The sequence below is a fragment of the Inquilinus ginsengisoli genome (assembly GCF_050434925.1).
Taxonomy (GTDB): domain Bacteria; phylum Pseudomonadota; class Alphaproteobacteria; order DSM-16000; family Inquilinaceae; genus Inquilinus; species Inquilinus ginsengisoli_B.
In genome coordinates this window covers 3,382,229-3,406,935 of the sequence record NZ_JBNDJK010000001.1, presented here as the reverse complement: position 1 = coordinate 3,406,935, position 24,707 = coordinate 3,382,229, and the positions used below count along the sequence as shown (strand labels likewise).

Annotated in this window: 22 protein-coding genes; 8 read left to right on the top strand and 14 right to left on the bottom strand. The window is 64.8% G+C overall.

Translation table 11 applies throughout. The features are described 5' to 3' along the window. Positions 1–14 precede the first annotated feature (14 nt). From QFZ27_RS16170 to QFZ27_RS16155, 4 genes are all read right to left on the bottom strand, one after another. Positions 15–3,695: a class I SAM-dependent methyltransferase gene (locus tag QFZ27_RS16170; protein ID WP_429227402.1), complete on the bottom strand. Its 3,681-nt coding sequence runs from the start codon at positions 3,693–3,695 to the stop codon at positions 15–17. A 241-nt stretch (positions 3,696–3,936) separates the two neighbouring features. After that, on the bottom strand, positions 3,937–5,232 hold the full coding sequence (locus QFZ27_RS16165; RefSeq protein ID WP_429227401.1) for a glycosyltransferase family 4 protein: 1,296 nt from the start codon (positions 5,230–5,232) through the stop codon (positions 3,937–3,939). A 71-nt stretch (positions 5,233–5,303) separates the two neighbouring features. Further along, positions 5,304–7,130: an ABC transporter ATP-binding protein gene (locus tag QFZ27_RS16160; protein ID WP_429227400.1), complete on the bottom strand. Its 1,827-nt coding sequence runs from the start codon at positions 7,128–7,130 to the stop codon at positions 5,304–5,306. Between the two features lie 183 nt (positions 7,131–7,313). After that, positions 7,314–7,529 carry a hypothetical protein gene (locus QFZ27_RS16155; RefSeq protein ID WP_429227399.1) on the bottom strand — a complete coding sequence of 72 codons (216 nt, stop codon included), beginning with the start codon at positions 7,527–7,529 and terminating at the stop codon, positions 7,314–7,316. A gap of 558 nt (positions 7,530–8,087) precedes the next feature. Here QFZ27_RS16155 and QFZ27_RS16150 point away from each other — a divergent pair. The 3 genes from QFZ27_RS16150 (at position 8,088) to QFZ27_RS16140 (ending at position 10,650) form a co-directional block, all read left to right on the top strand. Then, positions 8,088–9,146 (top strand): methionine ABC transporter ATP-binding protein, encoded by a 1,059-nt coding sequence (locus tag QFZ27_RS16150; protein WP_429227398.1) that lies wholly within the window; start codon positions 8,088–8,090, stop codon positions 9,144–9,146. Then, complete coding sequence (locus QFZ27_RS16145; protein ID WP_429227397.1) at positions 9,115–9,783, top strand: methionine ABC transporter permease; 669 nt, start codon at positions 9,115–9,117, stop codon at positions 9,781–9,783. Before QFZ27_RS16150 ends, QFZ27_RS16145 begins: the two co-directional genes overlap by 32 nt. Positions 9,784–9,870: 87 nt before the next feature. Continuing rightward, positions 9,871–10,650: a MetQ/NlpA family ABC transporter substrate-binding protein gene (locus QFZ27_RS16140; RefSeq protein ID WP_429227396.1), complete on the top strand. Its 780-nt coding sequence runs from the start codon at positions 9,871–9,873 to the stop codon at positions 10,648–10,650. 9 nt (positions 10,651–10,659) lie between these two features. Here the strand turns inward: QFZ27_RS16140 and QFZ27_RS16135 are convergent, their stop codons facing one another. The 6 genes from QFZ27_RS16135 to QFZ27_RS16110 form a co-directional block, all read right to left on the bottom strand. Continuing rightward, positions 10,660–11,103 carry a DoxX family protein gene (locus QFZ27_RS16135; RefSeq protein WP_429227395.1) on the bottom strand — a complete coding sequence of 148 codons (444 nt, stop codon included), beginning with the start codon at positions 11,101–11,103 and terminating at the stop codon, positions 10,660–10,662. Between the two features lie 70 nt (positions 11,104–11,173). Beyond that, positions 11,174–12,313 carry a helix-turn-helix transcriptional regulator gene (locus QFZ27_RS16130; RefSeq protein ID WP_429227394.1) on the bottom strand — a complete coding sequence of 380 codons (1,140 nt, stop codon included), beginning with the start codon at positions 12,311–12,313 and terminating at the stop codon, positions 11,174–11,176. A gap of 82 nt (positions 12,314–12,395) precedes the next feature. Then, positions 12,396–13,232: an alpha/beta fold hydrolase gene (locus QFZ27_RS16125; protein ID WP_429227393.1), complete on the bottom strand. Its 837-nt coding sequence runs from the start codon at positions 13,230–13,232 to the stop codon at positions 12,396–12,398. Then, a complete protein-coding gene (locus QFZ27_RS16120) occupies positions 13,229–14,116 on the bottom strand; it encodes an NAD(P)-dependent oxidoreductase (protein ID WP_429227392.1) in 888 nt (295 codons plus the stop codon). Before QFZ27_RS16120 ends, QFZ27_RS16125 begins: the two co-directional genes overlap by 4 nt. Positions 14,117–14,354: 238 nt before the next feature. Next, positions 14,355–15,251, bottom strand: a complete 897-nt coding sequence (locus QFZ27_RS16115; RefSeq protein WP_429227391.1) for a hypothetical protein — start codon at positions 15,249–15,251, stop codon at positions 14,355–14,357. A 105-nt stretch (positions 15,252–15,356) separates the two neighbouring features. After that, positions 15,357–15,992: a class I SAM-dependent methyltransferase gene (locus QFZ27_RS16110; protein WP_429232464.1), complete on the bottom strand. Its 636-nt coding sequence runs from the start codon at positions 15,990–15,992 to the stop codon at positions 15,357–15,359. A gap of 284 nt (positions 15,993–16,276) precedes the next feature. Here QFZ27_RS16110 and QFZ27_RS16105 point away from each other — a divergent pair, with 284 nt between their 5' ends. The 3 genes from QFZ27_RS16105 to QFZ27_RS16095 all read left to right on the top strand — a co-directional run bounded on the left by QFZ27_RS16105 (position 16,277) and on the right by QFZ27_RS16095 (position 18,037). Next, complete coding sequence (locus QFZ27_RS16105; protein ID WP_429227390.1) at positions 16,277–16,780, top strand: suppressor of fused domain protein; 504 nt, start codon at positions 16,277–16,279, stop codon at positions 16,778–16,780. A gap of 238 nt (positions 16,781–17,018) precedes the next feature. Beyond that, a complete protein-coding gene (locus tag QFZ27_RS16100) occupies positions 17,019–17,576 on the top strand; it encodes a DUF1801 domain-containing protein (protein ID WP_429227389.1) in 558 nt (185 codons plus the stop codon). A 23-nt stretch (positions 17,577–17,599) separates the two neighbouring features. Further along, entirely contained in the window at positions 17,600–18,037 is a 438-nt protein-coding gene (locus QFZ27_RS16095; RefSeq protein WP_429227388.1) for a DUF1801 domain-containing protein, read from the top strand. A gap of 108 nt (positions 18,038–18,145) precedes the next feature. Here the strand turns inward: QFZ27_RS16095 and QFZ27_RS16090 are convergent, their stop codons facing one another. Together QFZ27_RS16090 and QFZ27_RS16085 are read right to left on the bottom strand one after the other, a co-directional pair. Beyond that, entirely contained in the window at positions 18,146–18,361 is a 216-nt protein-coding gene (locus QFZ27_RS16090) for an alpha-2-macroglobulin family protein (protein WP_429227387.1), read from the bottom strand. Positions 18,362–18,380: 19 nt separating this feature from the next. Beyond that, a complete protein-coding gene (locus QFZ27_RS16085) occupies positions 18,381–18,986 on the bottom strand; it encodes a hypothetical protein (RefSeq protein WP_429227386.1) in 606 nt (201 codons plus the stop codon). A gap of 238 nt (positions 18,987–19,224) precedes the next feature. On the opposite strand from QFZ27_RS16085, the gene QFZ27_RS16080 reads away from it, so the two are divergent. Next, positions 19,225–19,944: a class I SAM-dependent methyltransferase gene (locus QFZ27_RS16080; RefSeq protein WP_429227385.1), complete on the top strand. Its 720-nt coding sequence runs from the start codon at positions 19,225–19,227 to the stop codon at positions 19,942–19,944. 319 nt (positions 19,945–20,263) lie between these two features. Then, positions 20,264–21,298, top strand: a complete 1,035-nt coding sequence (locus tag QFZ27_RS16075) for a restriction endonuclease (protein WP_429227384.1) — start codon at positions 20,264–20,266, stop codon at positions 21,296–21,298. A 235-nt stretch (positions 21,299–21,533) separates the two neighbouring features. Here QFZ27_RS16075 and QFZ27_RS16070 read toward each other — a convergent pair whose 3' ends face one another. Continuing rightward, complete coding sequence (locus QFZ27_RS16070) at positions 21,534–23,330, bottom strand: ATP-binding protein (protein ID WP_429227383.1); 1,797 nt, start codon at positions 23,328–23,330, stop codon at positions 21,534–21,536. Positions 23,331–23,352: 22 nt separating this feature from the next. Beyond that, positions 23,353–24,546, bottom strand: coding sequence for a hypothetical protein (locus tag QFZ27_RS16065; RefSeq protein WP_429227382.1), 1,194 nt, complete (start codon positions 24,544–24,546; stop codon positions 23,353–23,355). Positions 24,547–24,707: the final 161 nt, after the last annotated feature.

Here is a 24,707-nt window from a genome sequence, read left to right as displayed (position 1 = left end):
TCCCCATATCCAGCCTAATGCACACTGGCGGCGCGTCTAGCCGCTTCCGCCTCGTCCAGCAATCTTGCCCTGTCTGCCGGACTCAGCAGGGCGAACCAGCCCGCGGACCATTGAGACGACTGGAATGCGCTCAGCAGCTTCCTGCTGTTGCTCATCGTCACCAGCGCCATGGTGGAGGCGTGCCCACTTGCATCCGCGCGATGCGGAAAAGCGGCAAGCCATCGCGCTTCCGGTTCACTTGGGCTCGACAGCACACGTGTCCAGACCTGCGACAGCAGGGGCTTAAGGTTCCACTGATCCGGTTCCGGCGGCAGAATGGAAAGCGCATCCTGCGCAAAACTCAATGCTTCCTGGTGCAGGATATCCAGCAATCGGCGCTGCTGCGATGAATAGCTATCGTTCGCACGGACCGGAATAATCCTGCCGGAGGCCTCGTCACGCTTCACACCTATAGCGGTCGTGGCGTTCTCGCTGAGCAACACTTCCACCAGCGCCGGGGATGCACCGATGACATCACAATAGTTCTTGCTGGCGGGGAGGTAGAGAGGGTCGGGAACCCGCCAGTTGCGGTCGCGGTCGCGGAAAAAATAGGCCCCGATAAGCATGTCTCCCGGCAAGTGGTTCTTGGCGTTGCCGATCAAGCCAAAGAAATACGACGCAATCGTGAGATTCGACACCGTGGCGCTCAGGGCATCTCCTATGGGACGGACAATGCTTCCAGACCAACCAAGGTCGACGAGGCCAGCCCGGCTCACGCCTTCCAAGGCTCCGGCGTCCCGATAGTACTCCTCCAGCAGCTTCTTCTGTTCGTCGGCATTACGGACGATGGCTGAAGCCACATCCTCGATGACAGCTGCAAGCTCGGCCTTGGCGCGTCCATAGTCGGCGCGGCCCTTCATCTGCTCCAGAATCGGCGCATTGGCATCGGCGATCGACAGTCTGCGCGCGCACGCCGCGATCTGGTCCTCCGGCAGGAGGAATATGTCGAGGTACTCCGCAAGGGTCGTCTCCGGGGCAAAATCTATTTTCGCCACGGCATTCCGAACGCTCTGGACCGATGTGAACATCCGGCTATACAGCAGGCGTCGGGAGGCCAGCACGTACCGGCTCTCGCAGGCGGGGTAGCCGTTCCGGCGCAGTTGTTCATAGACTTGATGAGGCAGGTAGCCGTCACGGGCCAGAAACAGGACGCGGTCGAGACGGTCGGCTTTGGCTCTCGTCGCCATCCAGCCAGCGAAGGCAAGCACCGTCGGGCCGATCACTTCATAGCCAATATGGCGCGCGATCCGCTCCTCCGCGTCGAAATCCGCAGCCTCCATGCGCACACGATGCTCGCGCGACAAACCTAAGCCCACCGACAAGGCCAGGTTTGATGCGTCGGAGGTGACCTCGACGGCCAATTGGAGGGCAAAGGGTTGCCTTCTCTCGCCCTCGACATAGTGCAGTGCCACCCAGCCTGCCGCTTCGGCGCACTGTTTGTCGGCCTGCGGATTGTCTCCGATATGGAGAAACTTCGAGGCATCAATGTCGAGGTCGGCCGCGATCGTCTGGAAAAGGCGGACCTGCCATTTTCCCGAGCCGTACTCGTTCGAGACGTATACCACGGGGTTCTCGAAACCGGCTGCCGTCAGCACTTCTTCAAGGAACGTCCTTGGAAGATACATATCGCTGACGAATATGACCTTCTTCCCTTGTGACTGGGCTTGCCTGTACCAGCCGAGCACCTGGGGATTGGCACGCAGGACCTGGCGTTCGATGTCCAGCTCCAGGTCTTCAAGTTGCGCACGTTCGCTCTCCTTCAGGCCTAGTTCCCGGGCCAGCACGTCGTAGACGTCCTTGAATCCGATCTCTGGCGTCCCGCCGGCATCGGTCGAGATCTGGCGCGCCAAGCGCTCTGCCCGGCTGCGCTGGCTTGCAAGGCTCTGGAGGCGCAAATCCAGCCGCTGCGCGGCGGCTTCCATGAGATCGAACACCGCGCTCGGGGGAGAGACGCGCCGCACGAGAGCAGTATCGAAAATGTCGAGGGAGAGCACGTCGGCATTCTTCAGGCGCGCGAGGAAAGCCGGCTCATCAAACTCAACGAAGCGCCTGCGGCCCGGAGGCGAATAGGGCGCTGGAAGGCGGGGATTTGCCACCTTGCCGCCGGACACGTAACGAGATCCATCGTTCCATGCGACGCTGCTTTCCCCGTCAAACGGGTCGATCTGGGCCAGGAAGTGCTGAAGCGGATCGACCGTACCGGCCTCCAGCCCCGGATTCTGGCTGACATACCAAGCCACGTCGAATAGAGGGTGGGGATTGCGCCCCTCCCGCCATCCTATGGTGGCGAAGTGCATGAACGCATCGACGCCGTTAAGATCCAGCCGTGGTTCCTGATTCAGGTAGTAGTTCACGTCGAACCATGCCGGTCGGGACGCATCCTTGGCGGCAGGCGGCGTCTTTTTCTTCTTTTTCTTCCCGCGGACGCGGCGAACCAGGGCCTTTGGGGTGAGCTTGCGCAGCCGGCTGGCGATCTTCCAGGCTCGGCTCTTCTCGATCTTCACGAGGCGCGCCTTCGTCTCCTCCAAAGAAACTTCGAGATGCCTGCGGGCATCGAGCAACCTGTCCCGATGGGCAAGTTCCTGCCTGAGATTTCCGGCCTCCGTCTCGGCCGCCGAATGCAGTTCGCGAAGATTGGCTTCCGACATCTCCAAATCGGCTCTCGCCGTCTCCAAGGCCCCGCGCAGGCCGTCGATGTCCTGGCGCAGACGGGTGACCTCGGCTTCTCTGGCTGCGCGGGACTCTGCAGAGAGTTCGGACAGGTGAGCGATTTCCTGCTGGAGACGAGCGGCCTCGGCTTCTCCGGCCGCGCGGGCTTCCGCAGCGAGTTCAGACAGGCGGGCGATTTCCTGCTTGAGATGGGCGGCTTCGGCTTCTCGAGCGGCGACTTCGCCCGCTCGCGTCGCCGCCTCGCCAGCTCGCGTCGCCGCCTCGGACTGCATGGCTTCCTTGAGGGAACGCATCGTGACCGCGGCCCCGAGTTGGGCATAGGCCGTCTGGAGATAGACCGCCGCCTCCGGCGTACAAGCCAGCAGCGCCTTCACCTCATCGGGCAAATCCGGCCCGACACCAAGGACGCCGAGTCCGTGGCCGTGGATGAACTCGAACGACGGATACTGCGGGGCGATCTCCTTCCAGAGCTTCCATACGCCGAAATCGGAATGCCGAACGTTGGTGTCGTGAAACAGAATCACGCCACGTTTGGAAAGTTTCGGTAGCCACAGGTTGAAATCCTGCGCGACGTCTTCATAGCGGTGGGCACCGTCGATATGCAGAAGGTCGACATCCCCTTCCGCGAAATAAGGGGCCGCGTCGTTGAACGAGTTGCGTAGGAGGGACGCGAAGCCGGGATAGGCCTCTGTGACGATGGCTTGCAGCTTGTTGAAGACATCCTCGCCATAGAAGCCCGCCTGATCGTCGCCCATCCATGTGTCGATGGCGTAACAGCGGGTGCCAAGGCCGCATGTCTCGACTGCCTGACAAAAGGCGAGAAACGAAAAGCCGTGGTGCGTGCCTAGCTCGACAATCGATTGCGGCTTGAGCATCTGGACGAGACTGAACGCAAAGGGAGCGTGCTCAAGCCAAGCAGATGTCAGCAGGTGTCTCGGCGTCCAGAAGGAAGCAGCTGGGATTTGGACAAAACTTGAAGACGGCACGCCACTTATCCTCATCTACGAACCTGACGGCAACCCCGCAGGCAGTGCTCCCGCTGCCTCTGCCCCCTGTCGGGCGCGCAGAACCAACTGGCCCTCACGGCCTCTTCTCGACGACCTGGCGATGAGCGTCATGAATCAACCGGGCGCAACCTATACCATGCCATTGCTCAACGCTATCGATGCGGAACTCTGTATAACGGGCCACGTGACAACATAACGGGCCACGTGACAACCGCTGTAGTCAGCAGCTCTGCACGTGATCCTCATTAGGAAGGTGAATCTCACTTGAACAATCCTCGTCGGAGAGGTGGCTTGCAATCTCGGATGAGACATCACTCCACCGCCGAAGCCGTGACCCTTCGATGGTCTGCGCCCGCTCTTCCACGTAGCCTTCAACCCCGACCGCTCGCCCGATCACCCGCCGCATGTCCTCGAGATCATGCGGATCGACATAGTCCACCAGATCGCCCCCAACCTCGGGCATCGACGAGGTCTTCGATGCGATGCAGAGCTTGCCGAACCACAGGCTTTCACCGATCGGCAGGCCCCAGCCCTCGTACAGGCTGGGGAAGACCGTGAAGCGGCAGTTCCGGTACAGGAAGGCGAGCTCCGCGTCCGATGGCCGCTCCGCTACGGCCACATAGCCGCCGAGATTGCCGGTGGCGCGCAGCAGGTCGAACACGTCCTCGGTCAACCAGCCGCGCTGACCCGCCAGCACCAGCCGCGGCAGGCCGACGCCGATATCCTGGCGCAGCTGGGCCCACACCTTGCACAGGGCCAGCGTGTTCTTGCGCACTTCGATGGTGCCGACGCAGAGGACGAAGGGATGCTCGGCCAGGGCGCGGAGGGCGTGGGCAATCGGCGCCCCATCCTTGGCATCACCCATGAATTCATGCGCCTCGGGCACCACTCGGGTCGGAATCTCCCGGCCCGCGGCGGGCATCACCAGCCGCAGATCCGCCTCGGTCTGCTTCGACACGCAGAGGAAGTCCGAGACGTAATCGGGCGTGCGATCCAGGAACTTGCGAAACTCGACATCGTGCCCCGGCTTGGCCAGCCACGGCTTGAGCAGCGGGATCACGTCGTGGATCATCTGGAAGACGCGATTGCCGGCCGCCTTCCGCGCTGCCAGATAGGCGATGTAGGGCTCGTTCCGGAAGTTCGGTGCCATCACCAGGATGCGGTCATCTGGCTGCAGCGACGGCGCGGACAGGTATTCGCCAGCCGCGGACCTCCGCAGGCGCAGCCGTTCGATCCTGGCGCCCAGCCGGCGCAGCGGCGCGCGGCTCTGCCCGTCGGCATCGTCGGGGAGCGCCATGTCGCGCAGGAAATCGGCGCGATGCATCTCGAAGCGGTAGTCCGGTCCGATGTAGGAGAGGTCGATCTCGACCACGCGACGCAGCTTCGGATGCCAGGCAATGCCGCGCACCGCCTCCGGCCCGTGCATCGCCACCAGGTGACCGACGACGCGCAGGACGACCCGCTGGATGCCGGTCACGGTTGCATGCTTGCGCGCATGCGCCAGGATCGTCGTCACGTCGCAGAAGATGCGGGACAAGGCCACTCCCCCGGTCGGCTACTCAGCCCGATCCGCCGCGGATGGCGGCGTCACCCCGCCACCGCCACGGCGGGCCGCACTTCCGACTCGGCCTGTTCGTCCTCGGCCGTCTGCATCGTCCACAGCCGGGCATAGAGACCGCCGCGCTTCAGCAGCTCGGCATGGCTGCCGGTCTCGACCACCTGGCCCTGGTCCATGACGTAGATCAGGTCGGCGCCGCGCACGGTCGACAGGCGATGCGCGATCATCAGCGTAGTGCGGCCGACCATCAGCCGGGTCAGCGCGTCCTGCACCTGGCGCTCGCTCTCGGTGTCCAGCGCCGAGGTCGCCTCATCGAGCAGCAGGATCGGCGCGTTCTTCAGCATCGCCCGGGCGATCGACAGGCGCTGCCGCTGGCCGCCGGAAAGGCGCACGCCATGCTCGCCGATATGGGTGTCGTAGCCCTGCGGCAGGGCCGAGATGAAATCGTGCGCCGCCGCCCCGCGGGCCGCGGCCTCGATCTCCTCCTGGCTCGCCCCCGGCCGGGCATAGGCGATGTTGTCGCGCACCGTGGCGTCGAACAGCGTGGTCTCCTGGCTGACCAGGCCGATCTGCTCGCGCAGCGAATGCTGGGTGACCTCACGAAGGTCGTGGCCCTCGATCCGGACCGCCCCTTCGGTCGGATCGTAGAAGCGCGGGATCAGGTTCAGGAGCGTCGACTTGCCGGCACCGGACGGGCCGACCAGCGCCACTGTCTTGCCGGCCGGGATGTCGATCGAGATGCCGCGCAGCGCCGGAATCGCCGGGCCGTAGGAGAAGTGCACGTCCTCGAGCCGGATCGCGCCGGTCACACGGTCCAGCACCGCGGCGCCCGGCCGGTCGGTGATCGTCGGCTGCTTGTCGATCATGGCGAAGATGCCTTCCGCCGCCGCCATCCCGACCTGCACCGAGCCCCAGGTGTTCACGATCCGCTTCAGGGGGTCGTAGGTCGAGATCAGCGCGAAGATGAAGGCCGTGAACTCGCCGGTAGTGCGGTTGCCGCTGATCACCTGCGATCCGCCGTAGAAGATCACCGCGGCGATGGCGACGCCCGACAGCACCTCCATGAACGGGGTGTTGTAGGATCTGATCCGCGTCATCCGCTGCGACAGCCTCGAGACCGCCTGGACGAAGGTCTCGGTCGCCTTGATGGTGCGCTGTTCGGCGTTGTAGGCCTTGACGTGGCGGATGCCCTGGAACACCTGGGTCAGGTAGCTGGTCAGCTCGCCCATGCCGAATTGCGACTTGCGGGTCACCTTGCGCAGGTCGCGGCCGACCTTGATCACCGGCAGGGCCGAAAGCGGGAAGGTGATCGAGGCGACCAGCGCCAGCCGCCAGTCCATGTAGAACATCGCCGCCAGGAGGCCGAGAAGGGTGGTGGCGTCGCGCCCGATCGACGCGGCGCTGGTCGAGACCGCGCCCATCACCGCCTGGACGTTGTAGATGAACTGGCTGACCAGATGGCCGGAGGCGGTGGCATGGAAACTGGCCAGGTCGTCCCAGATCTTGCGGCTGAACATGCGCATCTGCAGCTCGGCGACGATGCGCCGGCCGATGCTGTTCATCACCACGGTGAACCCGTAGGTCGACGCCCCGCGCACGAAGAAGATGACGACGACCACCACCGAGATCGGCACCAGGAGATCGGCGTTCTTCGCGGTGAAGATGCCATCGAGCGTGTGCTGCAGGGCAAAAGGAATCGCCGAGGTCGCGGCTGCGGTCGCGCCGAGGCACAGGAAGGCCATCACGAAACGCCCTAGATGACCCCTCATGTGCTCGCGCAGCATCCGCTTCGCGATCTGCCAATCCGTCATTTGGCCAGTGCGCGGCCCGATGGCCGCCAGTGATCTCTTGCTCATGGGGTGCTCATATAACGCCGTCCGGCCGATCCGCCAAATGACAGTCGCGTCAGGCTCGAACGAAAACAGGGCGCCCGGCCCGTCGCAGGCCGTTTGATGCGGCTGCGGCGGGTGGGCGCCCCGTCATGTCCGGCGGCGGCGGCCGGCCCTGCGACAGGCGGCCGCGCCCAGATCAGAGACCGCTCAGCGGCGATAGGTGCCGCTGGCGATGGCGTCGAAATCGGCCGGGCCGATGCCCAGCTCGTCCATCTCGCGCCGGTCGAGCTTCAGCAGCTCGTCAAAGATCCGGTTGTACGCGCGGCGCTCGGCGATGCGATGCGCGACGGTGGCACGGAGACGGGCGAAGACGCCGGCATGGCGGGCGGGGGCGGGAGCGAAGTCCAGAACATCGATATGCATACTTACCTCATCTGCCGGCGAGACCGGCCCTCTGTGTTTTTCCTTGTGCCCCTTTTATGTATGACGTTCGCGCCGGGCCAGGATTGGCCTTTTTGCAGCGCAGCAATGGTAAGCATGCATGTCATAACCTTGCCATGATCAGCCCGGAGCTGTTTTCCAACGCCACCCACTCAATACATAATCACCGCGTGAAACTCAGCAATCCACATGCCGCATGGCGCAGTTCATTGACCCGGTCGGTGCGGCGCGATATCTAAAGGGCGACGGATCGGCCCACCGCAGACGGGCCCGCGGCGATTTGATGGGAAGCAGCTTGCGCCCGCGTCACCAACCGCTAAAGCGCCACGATGCAGGTCGTGGTTCCCTCGATTGACGAGGTGAGGACGCGACGATGATCAGGACGGCCCTTTACAGCCCTTTCGCGCACCGGACGCTGGCCACAGGGTGGGCGGCTGCGGCGCCGATGCGCTGTCGCTGCGCCTGATCCGCCCGCGGCCGCCCTGCCCCGCCGGCCGGCCCTGCTCCGCCCCGCACCGTCCCACTGATCCGGCACTGTCCATGATCCGCCTCGACGATATCTCCAAGACCTTCACCCGCGCGGGCCAGGCCCAGGTTGCGGCGCTGGCCGACGTGTCGCTGACCATCGAGCGCGGCGAGATCTTCGGCGTGATCGGGCCCAGCGGCGCCGGCAAGTCGACCCTGATCCGCCTGATCAACCTGCTGGAGCGGCCGACCAGCGGCACCGTCACGGTCGACGGGACCGAGCTGACGGCGCTGCCGGAGGCCGATCTGAGAGCCGAGCGGCGGAAGATCGGCATGATCTTCCAGCATTTCGCCCTGCTGTCCTCCCGCACCGTCTTCGCCAATGTCGCCCTGCCGCTGGAGCTGGCGGGCCTCGACCGCCGCAGCATCGCGGCGCGCGTCGACCGGCTGCTGGAGCTGGTCGGCCTGACCGACAAGCGCGACCGCTACCCGGCCGAACTGTCCGGCGGGCAGAAGCAGCGCGTCGGCATCGCCCGGGCGCTCGCCAGCGAGCCGAACGTGCTGCTGTGCGACGAGGCGACCTCCGCCCTCGACCCCGAGACCACGGCCTCGATCCTGCAACTGCTGGCGAAGATCAACCGCGAGCTGGGCCTGACCATCGTGCTGATCACCCATGAGATGGCGGTGATCAAGGCGATCTGCCACCGCGTCGCGGTGCTGGAGCAGGGCCGCGTGATCGAGGAGGCGCGGGTGTTCGACCTGTTCACCCGGCCGCAGACCGCGACCGCCCGCGCCTTCGTCGCCAGCGTCACCGGCGCCGAGCTGCCGGAGGCCCTGGCCGACCGGCTGTCCGAGGCGCCGCTGGCCGGCGGCGAGACCGTGCTGCGGCTGGTCTTCGCCGGGTCGCAGGCCGGCACCACCGCGCTGGGCCAGCTGGCTCGGCGCCTGGGCATCGACGCGGCGCTGCTGCACGGCCGGGTCGACAGCGTCCAGGGCGCGCCCTTCGGCACCCTGATCGTGGCGATCCCCGGCGGGCCGGAGACGGCGCGCCCGGCGATCGACTTCCTCACCTCCCTCAAGCTTTCCGTCGAGGTCCTGGGCCATGTCCCCGCAACTCTTCGCGCTGCTGGCTGACGCCGCCTGGGCGACGCTGTACATGGTCGCGGTCTCAGCCGCGATCGGCACGCTGCTGGGCGGCCCGATCGGCATCTGGCTGGCGACCAGCGGCAAGGGCGAGCTGTTCGCGGCGCCGGCGGCCAACCGCATCGTCGGGCTGGTGGTCAACGCCACCCGCTCCACCCCCTTCATCATCCTGGTGGTGGCGATCATCCCGTTCACCCGGCTGGTCGCCGGCACCTCGATCGGCACCACCGCGGCGATCGTGCCGCTGACCATCGCCTGCGTGCCGTTCATCGCCCGAATCATCGAGGCGGCGGTGCGCGAGGTCGACCAGAGCCTGGTCGAGGCCGCCAAGGCGATGGGCGCGACGCCGCTGCAGATCGTGCGCAAGGTGCTGGTGCCCGAGGCGATGCCGGCGATCGTGCTGGGCCTGACCCTGACCGTGGTCAGCCTGATCGGCTATTCCGCCATGGTCGGCGCGGTCGGCGGCGGCGGGCTGGGCGATCTCGGCATCCGCTACGGCTACCAGCGCTTCATGCCGGACATGATGGCCGCGGTGGTGATCGTGCTGATCCTGTTCGTGCAGGCGGTGCAGATGGCCGGCGACCGGCTGGCCCGCCGCGTCAACAAGCGGCAGCGCGCCGGAATCTGACAGAGGCCGCCGGGCTGTGCCCGGCGGTTCGGCCTAAAGGCCGGCCCGCAGTCGCGGGCTGGGCTTTCTGATATGAGGGGGATTGTGATGAGCCTGAAGACGATTCTGGCCGCGGCGGCGTTCGCCCTGGCCGTGCAGCCGGCCGTGGCCGAGACCGTGAAGATCGGCGTCACGCCGGGGCCGCATGCCGAGATCCTGGAGCAGGTGAAGCCGATCGCCCACGCCAAGGGCCTGGACATCGAGATCGTCGAGTTCTCGGATTATGTCGTGCCCAATGCGGCGCTCGATTCCGGCGAGCTCGACGCCAACTCGTTCCAGCACGAGCCCTATCTCGTGAACGAGATCGATAAGCGCGGCTACAAGATCAGCAAGGTGGCCAACACCGTCACCTTCCCGATCGGCATCTACTCGAAGAAGATCAAGGCGATCGGCGAGCTGCGCGACGGCGCCACGGTCGGCATCCCGAACGACCCGACCAATGGCGGCCGCGTCCTGCTGCTGCTGCAATCCGCCGGACTGATCACGCTGGCCGACGGCGTCGGGCTGAAGCCGAGCGTGGCCGACATCACCGGCAACCCGAAGCAGCTGGAGATCGTCGAGCTGGATGCGGCGCAGCTGCCGCGGTCGCTGGACGACACCGACATCTCGGCCATCAACACCAACTACGCGGTCGAGGTTGGGCTGGACCCGGCCAAGGACGCGATCCTGCGCGAGGCGGCGGACAGCCCCTATGCCAACATCATCGCGGTGCAGACCGCCCGCAAGGACGAGCCCTGGGTCAAGACCCTGGTCGAGAGCTACCACACCGACGCGGTGAAGCAGTTCCTTCAGACCCGTTTCAAGGGCGCCGTGATCGCCGGCTGGTAAGTGCGCGGCTCAGTCCTCGCCCGGGCCGCTATCGAGCGAGTGGCGGCCGCCGCCGGTGCCGGCGATGAACAGCAGCCCGCCAAGCACGGCGAGGTTGCTCATGGAGATCGCGAAGTCGAGCTCGAACCGATCCGGGGCCGAGTCCCAGAACGGGTGGAAGAGCACGGTGGCGACGATGGTGAAGCCGGCCAGGGCCAGGGCCGCCAGCCGGGTGTGCCAGCCGAGCAGCAGGAAGGCGCCGGCGACGATCTGCAGCACCGCGGCGGCGGCGAGCAGCAGCTCGGGCTCGGGCAGGCCGCGGCTCTGCACCATCGCCACCATCGACTCCCATTCGGGGATCTTGGAGATGCCGGCGGCAAAGAAGACGAGTGCCAGGCAGAGCCGACCCGCAAGCTGGATGAGGTCGAGCCCTGAATTCCGCTCGGTGTTGTGTACGACCATGGTGGAGGACATGAAACGGTTCGCTGTGCTGTCTCTATGACGGCAGGTTAACCAAACCATTGTGGCCGCGCCGTGTCCGCCGTCACAGCTCGGCCCGCGACACCCCCGGCCGCGCCAGCCGGCTTTCGCGGGCCAGGTCGGTCAGCAGGCGGATCAGGGTGCCCTGGCGCCGCGTGCCGGTCTTGTCGAAGACCGAGCGGAGCTGGCTGCGCAGCGTCTCGCGGCTGAGCTGCAGCTGCCCGGCGATCTCGGACAGGGAGAAGCCGTCATGCAGGGCCACGGCCAGCCGCGCCTCGGCCCGGCTGAGGCCGAACAGCCCCGGCAGCACCTGGCCGAGATCGTCCCGGCTGGCCCCGATCGGGCTCAGGAACAGCGCCGCCACGGCCTGCGGCACGGCGACGGCGGCCGGGCGCCGGTCCGGCAGGCGGCAGCCGCTGGCGATCAGGGGCGCTTCGGCGACGCCGGACAGCAGCTTGATCGCGACGACGCTGGGCCTCGGCTCCAGCACCGCCGCGATCAGCCCGCGCAACGCCGCCGCCTCGGCCGGATCGGCGGAGTCGAGCCGGTTGCCCCGCAGCTGCAGCCGGCCGCTCTCGAACAGCCGGTCCGCCATGGCGTTGACATGCACCACCCGGCCATTGGCGGCGAGCAGCACCACCGCCCGGTCGAGGCGGTCGAGCACATCCTCGGCGAGGCCGGCCCGGCCGGCCAGCCCGTCCAGCCGCTGGGCCAGCGCCAGCGCGCGGCGGATATGCGGCACCAGCAGGTCGAAGCGCCGCGCCTCCGCCGGCGTGAACGGCCCGGCCCGACGCGGCCGGCGCACGCTCATCCCGGCGACGCCGTCGAAGGCCGGGTCGATGGCGGCCATGGTCCAGCGGCAGCCGTTCTCGTCCAGGAACGCACCGAAATCCTGGCGGTCGAGCCAGCCGGGATCGACCACCTGATGGCAGAGCTGGACGGTCGGCGGCAGGCGCCGCCAGGCCGGCAAGCGCGGATCCTGCAGCGCGTAGTCGCGCAGATAGCGGGCATGGGCGGCCGCATCATAGCCGACCGCGACATTGAAGAAGGGAGCCGCGGCCGTCGCTTCCAGCACCAGGATCTGCGCCACCTCGCCGCCGGTCCAGCGGCAGATGTCGGTGAGCACGGGCCGCCAGGCGTCGGGATCGGTCCCGGCATCGTAGATTCGGCCGATCAGGTCGCTCAGCCGATCGAGTTCCCCCATTCCGGGCTCCGGCAAGGACGAGGAAAGTCAGCGGAGCGCAGATCGCGCGCGCCGGCAAGGTGGTATGATGACCTCCCCGCCGTCAGCCGGCGGCGACGATCCCTTCGATCAGCCGGCTGACCCCGGCCGCCGCCTCGATCGGCAGCATGTGGCCCTGGCCGGGGAACAGGTGCACCGCCACCGCCGGCGGCAGCCCCTGGGCATGACGCACCGGCAGGACGGCGTCGTCCGTGCCCCACAGCACCTGGACCGGCACGGCCAGCTCGGCCAGCCGGTCGCGCAGCACCAGGCGCTGGCGGCCGGGGGCGAAGCACTGGTCGGCCAGGCGGCGCAGCGTCGCGCGCACGCCCGGGCCGGACAGGGCCGCCAGCACCAGCTCGCCGAGCTCGGCCGTGATCAGCCCGGGATCGGCGTAGAGCGGCCGCAGCACCGCCGCCAGCGTCTCCGGGTCTTCGGCGCCGAGCAGCCGGTCGATGAAGCCGGTGTCGACCTCCTCGCCCAGACCGCTGGACGCGACCAGGGTCAGCGAGGCGGCACGGCCCGGGCGGGACAGTGCCGCCTGCAGCACCACCGCGCCGCCCAGCGAATGGCCGACCAGATGGGCGCGGCCGAGGCCGACGGCGTCGAGGAAGGCCAGCAGGGCCTCGGCCATACCGGGCACGCCGCCCGAGCCGAGATCCCTGGACGAGCCGCCATGGCCGGGCAGGTCCAGCGCATAGGTCGGGTGCCGGGGCGAGAGCTGCACCTGGCAGCCGGCCCAGGTCAGCAGCTCGCCGGCGAAGCCGTGCACCATGACGATTGGGGTGCCGCCGCCCGCGCCCATGCGGCGATAGCGGAGGACCCGGCCATCGGCCAGCATCGCCGACTGGGCGTAGGCGCCGCCGGCCACTGCCGGATGCGGGACATCCGAGAGGGTCATTCCTCGATGCCGGCGAGGCGGAACTGGATCTTGTGCACGGCGTTGGCCTGCAGCTCGCCATAGCCGGCCACCAGCGCGGCGCGGTACAGCTCCGCGGTCAGGGCGGTGCCCGGCATCGGCACGCCGCCGGCGCGGCCGAGATCGAGCATCAGCCCGATGTCCTTGGCCATGTTCTTGAGGTGGAAGGCCGGCGTGAAGTCGTTGGCCAGGGTCTTGCGCGCGGCGCCGCGGATGACGCCGGAGGAGCCGCCGAACCGGTCCAGCACCTCGATCACGCCCTCGGCCGCCAGCCCGTTCTTGCGGGCCAGGGCCAGGCCCTCGCCGAGCGCCGCGGTCTGTGCCGCCGACAGCAGGTTGCCGATCAGCTTCATCACCGCGCCGGCGCCGCCGGGGCCGAGATGGTGCACCCCGCCCGAGATCGCCTCGAGGATCGGCCGCACTGCCTGCAGCACCGAGGCGTCGCCGCCGACGATGAAGCCGATGCTGCCGTCCCAGGCCTGGTCCTTGCTGCCATAGACCGGGGCGTCGAGATAGGCATGGCCAGCCTGCGTGGCGGCTTCCGCCAGGCTGCGCGACACCGCGGGGTCGGTGGTGGTGCTGTCGACGACCACCGCGCCCCTGGCGGCATGGGCGAAGGCGCCGTCGGGGCCGAGCAGCACGCCGCGCTGGGCGTCCGGCCCGGTGACGCAGAGCATGACCCGGTCGCGGCCCGCCACCGCCTCCGCCACCGAAGCGGCGCGGACATAGGATGGATGGCCGGCGATCTCCTCCGGCAGCTCCACGGCGCTGCGGTTCCAGGCATGCACGCGGTGCCCCGCCTGCAGCAGGTTGCGCACCATGCCCCGGCCCATCAGGCCGAGGCCGAGATAGGCGATGTCGGCCATATGTCCTCCCGTCGCGACTCGGCGGCCGCTCCGGCGCGCCTGCTTGCATCCTACAAAGGGCCGCACCGGATGCCAGCCCGTGAGCACGGGATGGGGAAAAGAAGGGACCGAGAGTGGCTTCGAGCCGCGCCGCCCTCCCTCATCCCGGGGCGCAAACGCCTCCGACCTCTCCCGCAGGGCGGGAGAGGAATACGATCGGCTCTCTACGATCAGGGACCGCTCCCAACGATTCGCGCGGTCAGCCCGTGTCCCGCGGCTCGGGCGGATCCACCGGCGGCCGGTCTCGCCCGGCCAGGAACTCGTCCGATTCGGCGACCCAGCGCTCCGCCTGCTCCGGCGGCAGGCCGAATCTCGGGCACAGCCGGGCCACGGCGTCCACCGCCGGGCAGTTTTCGGCGATCTCCATCAGCTCCGGCCGGTCCATCTGCACGGCCATCTCGAAGAAGCGGCGGTCGTTTTCCTCCTCGTCCTCGGTCTCGGCCTCGATCGCGGCGCCCAGCGCCATGATCACCCGCAGCCGGCGCCGGATCCTGGCCTGGTCCACGGCCTGGCCCGGGTTGGTCGCCGGTTCGTCCGGCGGCGCGAAGCCCATCTGCGCCAACGCCGCATCCGCCACCGCGAGCCAGTCCTCCGTCTCCTCCGGCAGCCCGAACATCCGGCACAGCCGGGCCACGGCCACCGGTGCCGGGCAGGTCTCGACCAGCTCCGCCACCTCCGGCCGCTCCAGCCGGTCGCGGATTTGGGCGAAGCGCCGGCTGGCCGCTTTCGTCTCGTCCTCGGTCTCGGCGCCCTCATAGACCGCCGCGCCCATGGCCAGCATCACCCGCAGCCCGGGCGACGCCTTGTTGGTCGTCTTGACCGGTCGGGCCGCGGCTTTGCGCGACCGCTCCTCGGATGGGCGGGACATCTTGTCCTCCAGCAACAGGGTCAGCCGCACCGAGCGGGCGATGCCGGCAACCCGGGCGCAATAGTCGACGCCGGGCTGCGGCGCCTCGACCGCTTCGGTGCGGGCGGCCTCGGCAACCTCCATCTGGATCTCGGTCAGCCGGGCGAGCACGCGCAGACGCCGCGCCGCCCGTTCCTCCGCGGGAGCGGCGGGGGCCTCCGAGCTCGAATCGGTCTGCGCCTTGTCCATAGAACCTATCATGAACATGATCGCAGATTAATACAACTGAACAATGTGTTAAATGGTTTTGCCTTCAGGCCGGCTGTGAGCGTCCAGCCGCGGCCGGACGCGTCCTCATCGCTTGCGCGCCACGATGTAGGGACGGCCGTGATTGCCCCTGGTGGCGTGGCTTTCGGTGGCGAGAATGTCGAAGCCTGCGGCACAGATGAGCTGCCTCAGCTCCGACGCTCGAAAGACGCCGGCATAGGGTGCCTTTCCGATCGCGCGCATCGCGGGCAGCACAAGCCGGACGAGCGGGTTCATATCGCCGACGCAGGGCGTCTTGGAGATGAACAGGCCCTCTGCCGCGAGCAGCGCATGAATGCGGCGCAGCGTGCCGGGCAGGTCGCGCACCAGATGGAGATAGTTGAAGCCCAGCACCGCGTCGAACGGCCCGACCTCGGGCGCCAGCGCCTCTGCGGTCGCGGTGCGGAAGGCCAGCGCCGGGACGGGGGCGGCGGCGCGCTTCTCCTCGGCGATCGCGATCATTCCGGCGGAAATATCGGTCGCGAGATAGCTCTGCACGTCGGCGGCAAGCCGGAGCGCCGTGGTGCCCGTGCCGCAGCCCAGCTCCAGCACCCGATCGCCTGGTCCCAACATGGCGCGGGTCCGATCCAGCGTGCGGGCATATCCGGCCGGATCCACAATCGCGCCCTTGGCATATCTCCGCGACGTCCGGTCCCAGAAGCGGGCGTCACTCGCTGTGCTCATGGATGCTCCTTGCAATGCGGTCTGGCATATGCGGAGCCATGCATGGCGGTTTTCGGGTCGCAGCCCTTCTGCCTGCCGATGAGGGAAGAGTGGAAGCCAGCTTCCGCGGCTTGGCAGGAAAGGGCGGAAAGCGGTCGTGGTCCCTGCGTGTCGAGCAAGCTACGCTGAGGAGCGTACGGCCGGAGTCGAAAGTCTGATTGGGGCAGCAGGGGGAAAGATTGTCGGTCTCAACCGAAAACAGGGCACTGCACCGCTACCTCTCCGCTCTGCTCGGATCAGGGAGGGTGCACCGCTATTGGGACGAAGCAGAAGAGAGTTCGATTGATATTCTAGAGATCAAGGACGTCCCAGTGCCTAAAGTGAATACATGGGCAACTATAGGACTCTCCGATGTGCCAACTGGACTTGCCGTAAACGGAATTCCACTCGGCATCGAATTTCTTTTCTCCTCAATGGCCGTAAATTCTCGGGCACCAAACGTTATCGCAACCTGCGCATTCAATGTCATTAACTCCAAGATGAAGTCCGAGCCGGGAGTGATTTACCCTAGAGTGATTGAAATTTATTACAAGAATATCGATGTAAATCACGTGTTGCTGGGAAATCCTTATTTATGGGACATAAAAACACAGAAATTTGATACAAAGATTGTCGCGTGGTTGTTACTAATTCCTATATCAGATGCGGAGCACGATATTGCTGGCAGTAAGGGCGTGGATCATCTTGAGAGAAAACTAGAAGCGCGTAGCGTAGATATCTTCAATCTCCGGCGAAAGTCGATTTTCTAGACTCCATTTCACATTCATAGATTGAGTACAACGCGGGCGACAACGTGGAGGTCCGCTTTGGGTCGAATCCGGCCGATCGGCGGGTCTGGGTGATACCTGTGGAGCGGCCGTCCGCAAGGGGGCGGAAAGCGGAGGTCGGCGGCCCGGTCCGGCCGGAACCCGGCTGCCATGGGGTGACGCCACCGGCGAGAATCGAAGTATTCTTGACGACTTGCCGTCTGTCAGCGGAGGGAACGCCATGGCCGACAAGCCGTCCGTCACGTCAACGAAGGCCGCCAAGCGGGGCACAGCGGCCGAGCCGCGCAAGCCGCGGGCCCACAAGGCCGCGGCGAAGGATGTGCCGGCGCAGGCAAAAGGAACCAAGGCCTCGGCTGAGAGCAAGAAACCGGCCGCGGCGCCGACCCTGCTCTCCGGCGGCAACCCGCAGATCGCGAAGGGCTATGGCGACGAGCCCGTGCAAGCCTATATCGCGGCCATGCCGGGCTGGAAGAGCGATCTCGGGCGCCGCCTCGACGCGCTGATCACGCGCACCGTCCCCGGCGTGCGCAAGGCGGTCAAATGGAATTCGCCGATGTACGGGGTCGAGGAGAAGACCTGGTTCCTCGGCATTCATTGCTTCACCAGATACGTCAAGGTGGCGTTCTTCCGGGGCGCGGCGCTGCATCCCCTGCCGCCCGGCGGGTCGAAGCAGAAGGATGTGCGCTACCTCGACATCCGCGAAGACGAGCCGCTCGACGAAGCCCGGTTCGCCGCCTGGGTGAAGCAGGCCAGCGAACTGCCCGGCGAGAAGATGTGAGCGGCCGGAACGGGACAACACGCATGAAGACGGCGACCATGACGAAGAACGACGCCAAGGACGGAGAGTCTCCCTCCCGGCTGATCGATGCGAGGATCGAGGAACTGGGCGACTGGCGGGGCGCGACGCTGGCCCGGGTCCGGGCGCTGATCAAGCAGGCCGACCCCGAGGTGGTCGAGGAGTGGAAGTGGCGCGGCGTCCCGGTGTGGTCGCATGGCGGCATCATCTGCACCGGCGAGACGTACAAGGCCGTGGTCAAGCTGACCTTCGCCAAGGGCGCCGCGCTGGCGGACCCGGCCGGCCTGTTCAATTCCAGCCTCGACGGCAACACCCGGCGCGCCATCGACATCCGCGAGGGCGAGGCGATCGATGAGGCGGCGCTGCAGGCGCTGATCCGCGCCGCCGCGGCCCTGAACACGGCAAAGCGGGCACCCGCTCGCTCCCGGAAGAAGAGCGGCTGAGCCGCCCTCCCCTTCTCCTCGCGGGAGAGGAGGAAGGCGGCCGGGCCCCTGCTTCCGCGCCTCGACGGCCAGCGCGCCGAAGCCGCCGCGGGCGTTGTATTGCGGGCGCTACATGTCCTCGACACCGGCGCACGGCAGGGCGAAGCGGCCCGCGTTCACAGCGCGGGCGAGATCGGCGACCGTGACGATGCGGGTGTTGCCGGTCAGGTCGATCGCCGCAACGCAGCGGTCGCCGCGCATCTCGACATGCGGCATGTCCGACAGCGTGTCGGCGATGTCACCGACCTTCGCGCCGTTGCCGACCGACGGGTTCTCGATCTCCAACCGACACGGTCGTGCCGACTTAGCTGCTGTCCGGTATCGACGGTTTCGGCATCGGTCGGCCGGTGTCGGACTCATCCGGCGGACGGGCCCAGCCCGCCGCGGCCGGAGGGTCCGCGGCAACCGATTCCACGCTGCTGTCGGGCGGGCCGCCGGTGTCGTCGGCTTCGGTGTCGGCGACATCGGCCCAGCCGCGCGGCAGCCAGGCCGGGTTCGGCGGGCGGCCGATCTTGCGGCAGACCTCGCGCACGAACCCCTCGGGCGACAGGGAGTCGAGCTGCGCGTCCAGGATCTCGTCCTCGACCAGCGTCTCCCGGACCACCGCCCGGACGTGCTCGACATCCTCGGCCACATCGGGCGCCGCGGCCGCCTCGACCACGGCCTCGGTGGCCTGCTCCCGCCGCTGCCGGCGGCGCTCCTCCTCGCCCGAGTCCTTGCGCTTCTGCCGACGCATCCCGAAGTCGACGCGGATCCGCTCGGTCATCGCGATCGACAGCCGCATCGAGCGGGAGAGGCGCGATTGCATCAGCGCGTAGTCCGGCGCATCCGCCCCGCGCAGGGTCTGCTCCTGCTGCCGCACGAGCATCCGCTTGGTGCGGTCATCGACCTCGACCATGCTGCGCAGCATGTCCAGCGCCTACCCCGTCCACTTCATGTCGGGATCGGTCGGCCGGATGTCCTCGGAACCGGATCGCGGGTTGTTCATAGAACGTATCATGAACATTAATCGCCGGCGCGCGCAATGAACATTGCGTGACCCGGCGACGGCCGGCCGTGACGGCGGCCGCCGGCGGGCTCGGGCGATCGCCTCGACATCCCGGGCCGGGCGATGGAGAGTCGGCGCCGGGCACGGAAGGATGGATCGCATGGATCTCGCCGAAAGCTGGGAGGCCCAGGCCCGCCGGTGGATCCGATGGGCGCGGCAGCCGGGACACGACAGCTATTGGCGCCATCATCGCGACCAGTTCCTGCGGCTGGTGCCGCCGCCCGGCCGGCGAACGGTGGATATCGGCTGCGGCGAGGGACAGCTGACGCGGCATCTGAAGGGACTCGGGCACCGGGTCACCGGCATCGACGCCTCGCCGTCCCTGGTCGCCGCGGCCCGCGAGGCCGACCCGGCGATGGATGTGCGGCTGGCCGATGCGGCCGCGCTGCCCTTGGATGACGCCGCCGCCGACCTTGCGGTCGCCTTCATGTCGCTGCACGACATCGATCCGATGCCGGCCGCGGTCCGGGAGATCGCGCGGATCCTGGAGCCCGGCGGCCGGCTGTGCCTGGCGATCGTCCATCCGATCAACTCGGCCGGGCATTTCAAGCACCATGCCGCCGATGCGCCCTTCGTCATCGCGGGGGAGTATCTGCGCCCGTTCGATTACGCCGACACGGTGGAGCGGGACGGCCTGGCGATGACGTTCCACAGCCGGCACCGGCCTATCGAGGCCTATTTCCTGGCGCTGCAGGAGGCCGGGTTCCTGGTCGAGGCGCTGCGCGAGCCGGGCGTTCCGGACCATGCCATCGCGTCGGAGGCCGGCCGCCGGTGGCAGCGCCTGCCGCTGTTTCTGCATATGCGCGCTCGCCGCGCGTGAGCGCGGCAAAGGGCGAAAGCGGTTGGGCGCCAGTGTCGATTGCGGGCTGGTGTGCGCCATATCCGGCCATCCGCGGGTATCCCGAAATCGGCCATCGCCCGCGCCCAGGATCCGAACCATTTCGGCCAACCCGGCTCTCCGCGCATGCTCAACACCGGTGCCAACGGCCGGCACTCCGAAGCGGACATAGCCGAACGCGAGCTTCTGCGGAAGGCTCAGCTATGCCAGTTCAGTCGACGCTGGACATCATCAGTGATCGTCCCCAATCTTGCGGTTTTTGCGACATCGGTGTTGCTTTAACAAGCTTGAGGGGGGCGCGATGGTTGTAAGCCTGGAGCGCGAATTTATCGATATTGTTCGGGAAATTCTTCAATCGCAGGGTTATAGTATCGATTCTGAGCTTCGAGATTCATATGGAAGATACTCTGTCCGTTATGAACCAGACCTCTTGATCTCAAAGAATGGCGAGTCAATCGTCGTAGAGTCAAAGATCTACCGGACTTCAACCGTATCCCCATCCGTTGTTCGAAACGCCATTAGCCAACTCTCAGTTAACTTAGAAGTAGCGGGCGTCGATAGAGCGCTCTTAATCGTAACGACTCCACTCGATAGGAGTAGATTTCATTTGGCGTTAAGCTCCGGCTTAATCGATGTCTGGGATCTCGGCACGCTGAGTGAGCTTACTCGGGAGAATGCGAAGCTCACCGCCGATCTTTCAAGCTTCATAAGGCGAGCCGGCATCGGAACCCTGGGTCGCGAGACACCGTCAGACGCCGTCTTAGAGATCGAGGAACGAGCATCGGCAAGTGGCAATAGAGACGGCGATGGGGATCGCATCGCACAAGAAATTGAGGATTGCCCCGGAGGCCAGAAATCTGCGACCCGCTTCGAGACCGCATGTGCGAAAGCACTAAAATTTCTGTTCGAAGACCAGGTAGGCAGATGGACACCACAGCGAGCTTCTTCGGGAGGATTACATCGCTATGATTTGGTCGCGCGCCTAGAGCCGAAGCACGCGTTCTGGGTAGGCTTGGCACATGATTTTCGATCTCGATACGTTATATTCGAATTTAAAAACTATGCGGCTAAAATACACCAAGAGCAGATTTACACAACTGAAAAATATCTTTTCGTTCCGGCGCTAAGAACGGTTTCGATTATCATAAGTAGAAAGGGAGCAGACAAAAACGCATTGCACGCGGCTCGCGGCGCTCTACGCGAGAATGGAAAGTTGATACTAATTATATCTTCTCAAGAACTGTGCCAGGTTCTTCGAGGAAAGGATCGCGGCGATGATCCAACAAATTTGTTGATCGAAAAATTGGACGACATGCTCACTCAAATCGAACGATGATTTTTTTAATTCAAATGGATTCTGCACGAGACACTCATCGCCTCCAGCTTTGCCCTACCCTTTGCAGTGATCATGCTTGGCAATCCAGGAGATTGATGAGTGTCAAGTGCTGGACGTGCCGGAGCGGCAATGATGCCGGTTCCAAACGGCGGCCGCGCGTGCATGGCGGCCGACCGTGCCAACATCCAAACGGCTTCAACAGCCCCGGCCCTGCGGGCGCAGCAGACTCCTGTCGTCAGCCTCCCAGCAGCGCCTTGCCTCTCCATCTCTCAATCACATAATCAAAATCAACCTCCCGCCAACCCACGCTCCACTCCTGCAGATAGTTCACGCTGCGCGAATGCGGTTCGGGCACGGGCAGCGCAAAGCGGCCGACCGTAGGCATGAGAGGCGCGTCACCGACGGTTAGAAATTCTCCCTGGCCGAGATTGGGCAGCAGGTCGCCGATGCCGGCCGAGAGATCGGGCAGAAGCGACTTGATATAGCTCTGGTCCACTGCATTGGTGAGTCGCAGTGATATAAAGTTACTGCATTGTGAGAAGATGGTCTCCGAGACCTCGGAAGGCCGCTGGCTCACGACCATCAGAGTCACCCCATATTTGCGCCCCTCTTTAGCAATGCGTTCAATCGATTTGCGGGACGAATCATATTGGGCGCCGCCCGAGCGCGGCACATAATTGTGAGCCTCCTCGCAGACCACCATGATCGGCACGTCGCTAACTTCGCCACTGACATGGCGGCCCTTGGAATAATGGAAGCCGAAGTCAAAGATCATGCGTGATATCAAACTGACGACGATGCTCAGCACCTCGAAGGGGATGCCGCTCAGGTCGACAATAGAAACATTTGACTTTGTGAGATAACCAATGAACTGTCGCACGACATCGGCAAAGTCGCCGGTCGAAAGTTGGCTCCCGTCTTGTTTCTTAGGATAAAAGAGAAAGCGTAGCCGAGGATCCGCGAGACGCGTGCGAAGTCGCAGTATGAGTCGATCGAACTCGCCGTGGAATGGCCCGTTCGACGCCTTCGTGGCGGCGGCCGTCGAGGAGACAACGAAAGTTTGGAGAGTGTCGAAATAACAGGTGTCTCGCTCACTCACAAGCGTCCCATTCTCCAGCTTTGGCTTTCCCTCTCCCGGCAACTTGCCGATGACCTCGGCGTTCATATTTTCGAGATAGGTGACCACCTCGTCGATCGAGAAATAAACCGGCGTGTCGAACGAGATATTGCTTAAGCCCAGATTGTGCCGACGCTTATTCCGCACGACCGCATGTCGAAACTGGGAGACCTGGTTGTGAGAGTTGATCTCATTGCTCTCGATGAACATCTCCTCTAGCTCCTGCGCGTTCATCAGCCAGTAGGGCAGCCAGAGGGTGTCAACGTCGAGCAGATTGAGGGTGAAATTCTCTGTCTCCTCGAGCCGGAAGGCCGCTGCATATTCGGCATGAATATCGAAAATAACGATGTGAGAATTCCTTTGCGCCATCTTGTGAGTGTTAGTCTTAGATTCGATACCAACAACCGTCTGCAGGATCTTCGCCACCGCGCACGACTTGCCCGAACCGGTAGAGCCGACAATTGCAATGTGCTTGCTGAAGAACCGGTCGCCGTCGATTTCGAACTTCACGTCGGGCGCGATGCTTAATGTGCCAAAGGAGAAGGGCGACTTGATCTGTTTGGAGAAGATGCCACTTAGCACTTCAGACGGCGTGACATAAGCGTGTTCGGTAGGAACAGGCAGCGCATGCGATCCCCGCACGAACTCGCCGTCTTCGGACAGTGTTCCGATTGGCTGAGTGTCGATCTGGAAACGAAAGGAAACTGAATCTGCATCGCCGCCATCTTCGAGATCAGCGCCCCGGGACCGGTCGATGTGAGACGCGCGCACCGCCGTAATCGTGGCAAGCAGATGCAGATTATTGCCGGACGCGATCAAAAGATACTGCCCAACGCCAAGCTTTGACTTGTGCCTTTCGAAGTCTTCCGCGTTTCCGATCTCGATTCGAACCAGGGACGGCGAGCTATCGGTCACGCTACCAATCGGATGGTTACATTCAGACATAATCTTTCCTCAGCTGAAGCGCAAATTCTAGATCAGAAAGACGTTCAATTTCTAATTTGTGCACGTTGACATCAGAATGCTCCCACGGATCGTCCAGAACGTTCACAAGGAAGAGTTCGTCCGGTCGCTTGGGTGGCCACTCTGTTACGATGGCTCGCTTGGCCAAGCGGAGGCTGAACTCGATCGCGAATGGTGCCTTTTTTAGCATCGGCCGCCGGAATAGGTCCTTGGCGCGGAATACTGAACCGCCCACCAAGCCGTCGGCGCAGCGTAAACCGGCGTCATGAAGCCGCGCCTGCAGCCCGCCCACATCATATTCGCCCGCAATCATGAATAGCGGAGGGTTCGAATGGAGATACTTACAACAGTAACGCTCCACGAACTTCTTGATAAAACGAACAATTTCGTCGTCGAATTTTTCTATTCCAACGGGATCTATGACGAAGGTGCGGCCACGCGCGTTGTGCGCGAGCGCTGGCTTAAGGTCTTCACGGAGCCGCTTGAATATCTGGCCGCGTGTCGCAAGTTCCCGCGTCCAGCGTGTGAAGGTAACCTGCCGGACGTCGTGGAGAGCCGCGAGGAATGCACTGGAGTCAACGGTCCGATCGGCGACAGTTGCCTGGGTCGCCAGATCGACGATGCGCTGGATTGCTGTGGGATAAATTATCGCGTCAACATCATCGGCTGAGAAGCCCTTGGCTCTCAGTGATGCCAGAACGGCCTGCTGCAACGCTTCGGTTGACTGGCCAAACTCAATCGTGAAACGCTCGCGGAACTCTTCATGATCAACACCTGCGGCGATACGCCCGACTATCACCTTGAGGCTCTCAGCGTTGGTCTTGAGTACGGAGTCAAGCTCTTCCTTGGTGAGCCCTCGCGTCCCACTCTGATCAGGGAAATGACAGAAAAGGCGATAATAGACTTTAGGCATCGGAGCGGTATAGGTGGAGAAGTGTTCAAGCATGAGGAGAATCGGCTTATAAATCTTTCCGAGGGTGAATTTCTCCACCTGCTCATGATATTTACACTGAACGGCCGTGGTCAGGTGTGGCGCTGCGACATCGATATCCTCGATCGCACCTTCGATCGTAATCTTTGTGCCGTCGCCCGCCGCCAGGATCTCGGATAAGTAGCGGAGGAATTGATAAAGGTATCCCCTGATCGAATATTCCGCAGTCCGGCCCACAAAGATCCCTTTCTCCTAAAGACTGAACGGACGATGGATCCGGTCAAGCAAACTCAAATCCGTTACCGGTCGAGCAAAAAATCAAGCCGACGCTGACAGACTTATCCAACGGCTGAGCACGTGTCGAAAATCCGTCGATCGCTAAAATCCCCGTCAATGAC

Bases quoted from the DNA above. Each gene is read 5' to 3' on its own strand.
- QFZ27_RS16160 (WP_429227400.1), bottom strand. From the start codon at position 7,130: ATGAGCAAGAGATCACTGGCGGCCATCGGGCCGCGCACTGGCCAAATG.
- QFZ27_RS16155 (WP_429227399.1), bottom strand. From the start codon at position 7,529: ATGCATATCGATGTTCTGGACTTCGCTCCCGCCCCCGCCCGCCATGCC.
- QFZ27_RS16150 (WP_429227398.1), top strand. From the start codon at position 8,088: ATGATCCGCCTCGACGATATCTCCAAGACCTTCACCCGCGCGGGCCAG.
- QFZ27_RS16145 (WP_429227397.1), top strand. From the start codon at position 9,115: ATGTCCCCGCAACTCTTCGCGCTGCTGGCTGACGCCGCCTGGGCGACG.
- QFZ27_RS16140 (WP_429227396.1), top strand. From the start codon at position 9,871: ATGAGCCTGAAGACGATTCTGGCCGCGGCGGCGTTCGCCCTGGCCGTG.
- QFZ27_RS16135 (WP_429227395.1), bottom strand. From the start codon at position 11,103: ATGTCCTCCACCATGGTCGTACACAACACCGAGCGGAATTCAGGGCTC.
- QFZ27_RS16130 (WP_429227394.1), bottom strand. From the start codon at position 12,313: ATGGGGGAACTCGATCGGCTGAGCGACCTGATCGGCCGAATCTACGAT.
- QFZ27_RS16125 (WP_429227393.1), bottom strand. From the start codon at position 13,232: ATGACCCTCTCGGATGTCCCGCATCCGGCAGTGGCCGGCGGCGCCTAC.
- QFZ27_RS16120 (WP_429227392.1), bottom strand. From the start codon at position 14,116: ATGGCCGACATCGCCTATCTCGGCCTCGGCCTGATGGGCCGGGGCATG.
- QFZ27_RS16115 (WP_429227391.1), bottom strand. From the start codon at position 15,251: ATGGACAAGGCGCAGACCGATTCGAGCTCGGAGGCCCCCGCCGCTCCC.
- QFZ27_RS16110 (WP_429232464.1), bottom strand. From the start codon at position 15,992: ATGAGCACAGCGAGTGACGCCCGCTTCTGGGACCGGACGTCGCGGAGA.
- QFZ27_RS16100 (WP_429227389.1), top strand. From the start codon at position 17,019: ATGGCCGACAAGCCGTCCGTCACGTCAACGAAGGCCGCCAAGCGGGGC.
- QFZ27_RS16095 (WP_429227388.1), top strand. From the start codon at position 17,600: ATGAAGACGGCGACCATGACGAAGAACGACGCCAAGGACGGAGAGTCT.
- QFZ27_RS16085 (WP_429227386.1), bottom strand. From the start codon at position 18,986: ATGCTGCGCAGCATGGTCGAGGTCGATGACCGCACCAAGCGGATGCTC.
- QFZ27_RS16080 (WP_429227385.1), top strand. From the start codon at position 19,225: ATGGATCTCGCCGAAAGCTGGGAGGCCCAGGCCCGCCGGTGGATCCGA.
- QFZ27_RS16075 (WP_429227384.1), top strand. From the start codon at position 20,264: ATGGTTGTAAGCCTGGAGCGCGAATTTATCGATATTGTTCGGGAAATT.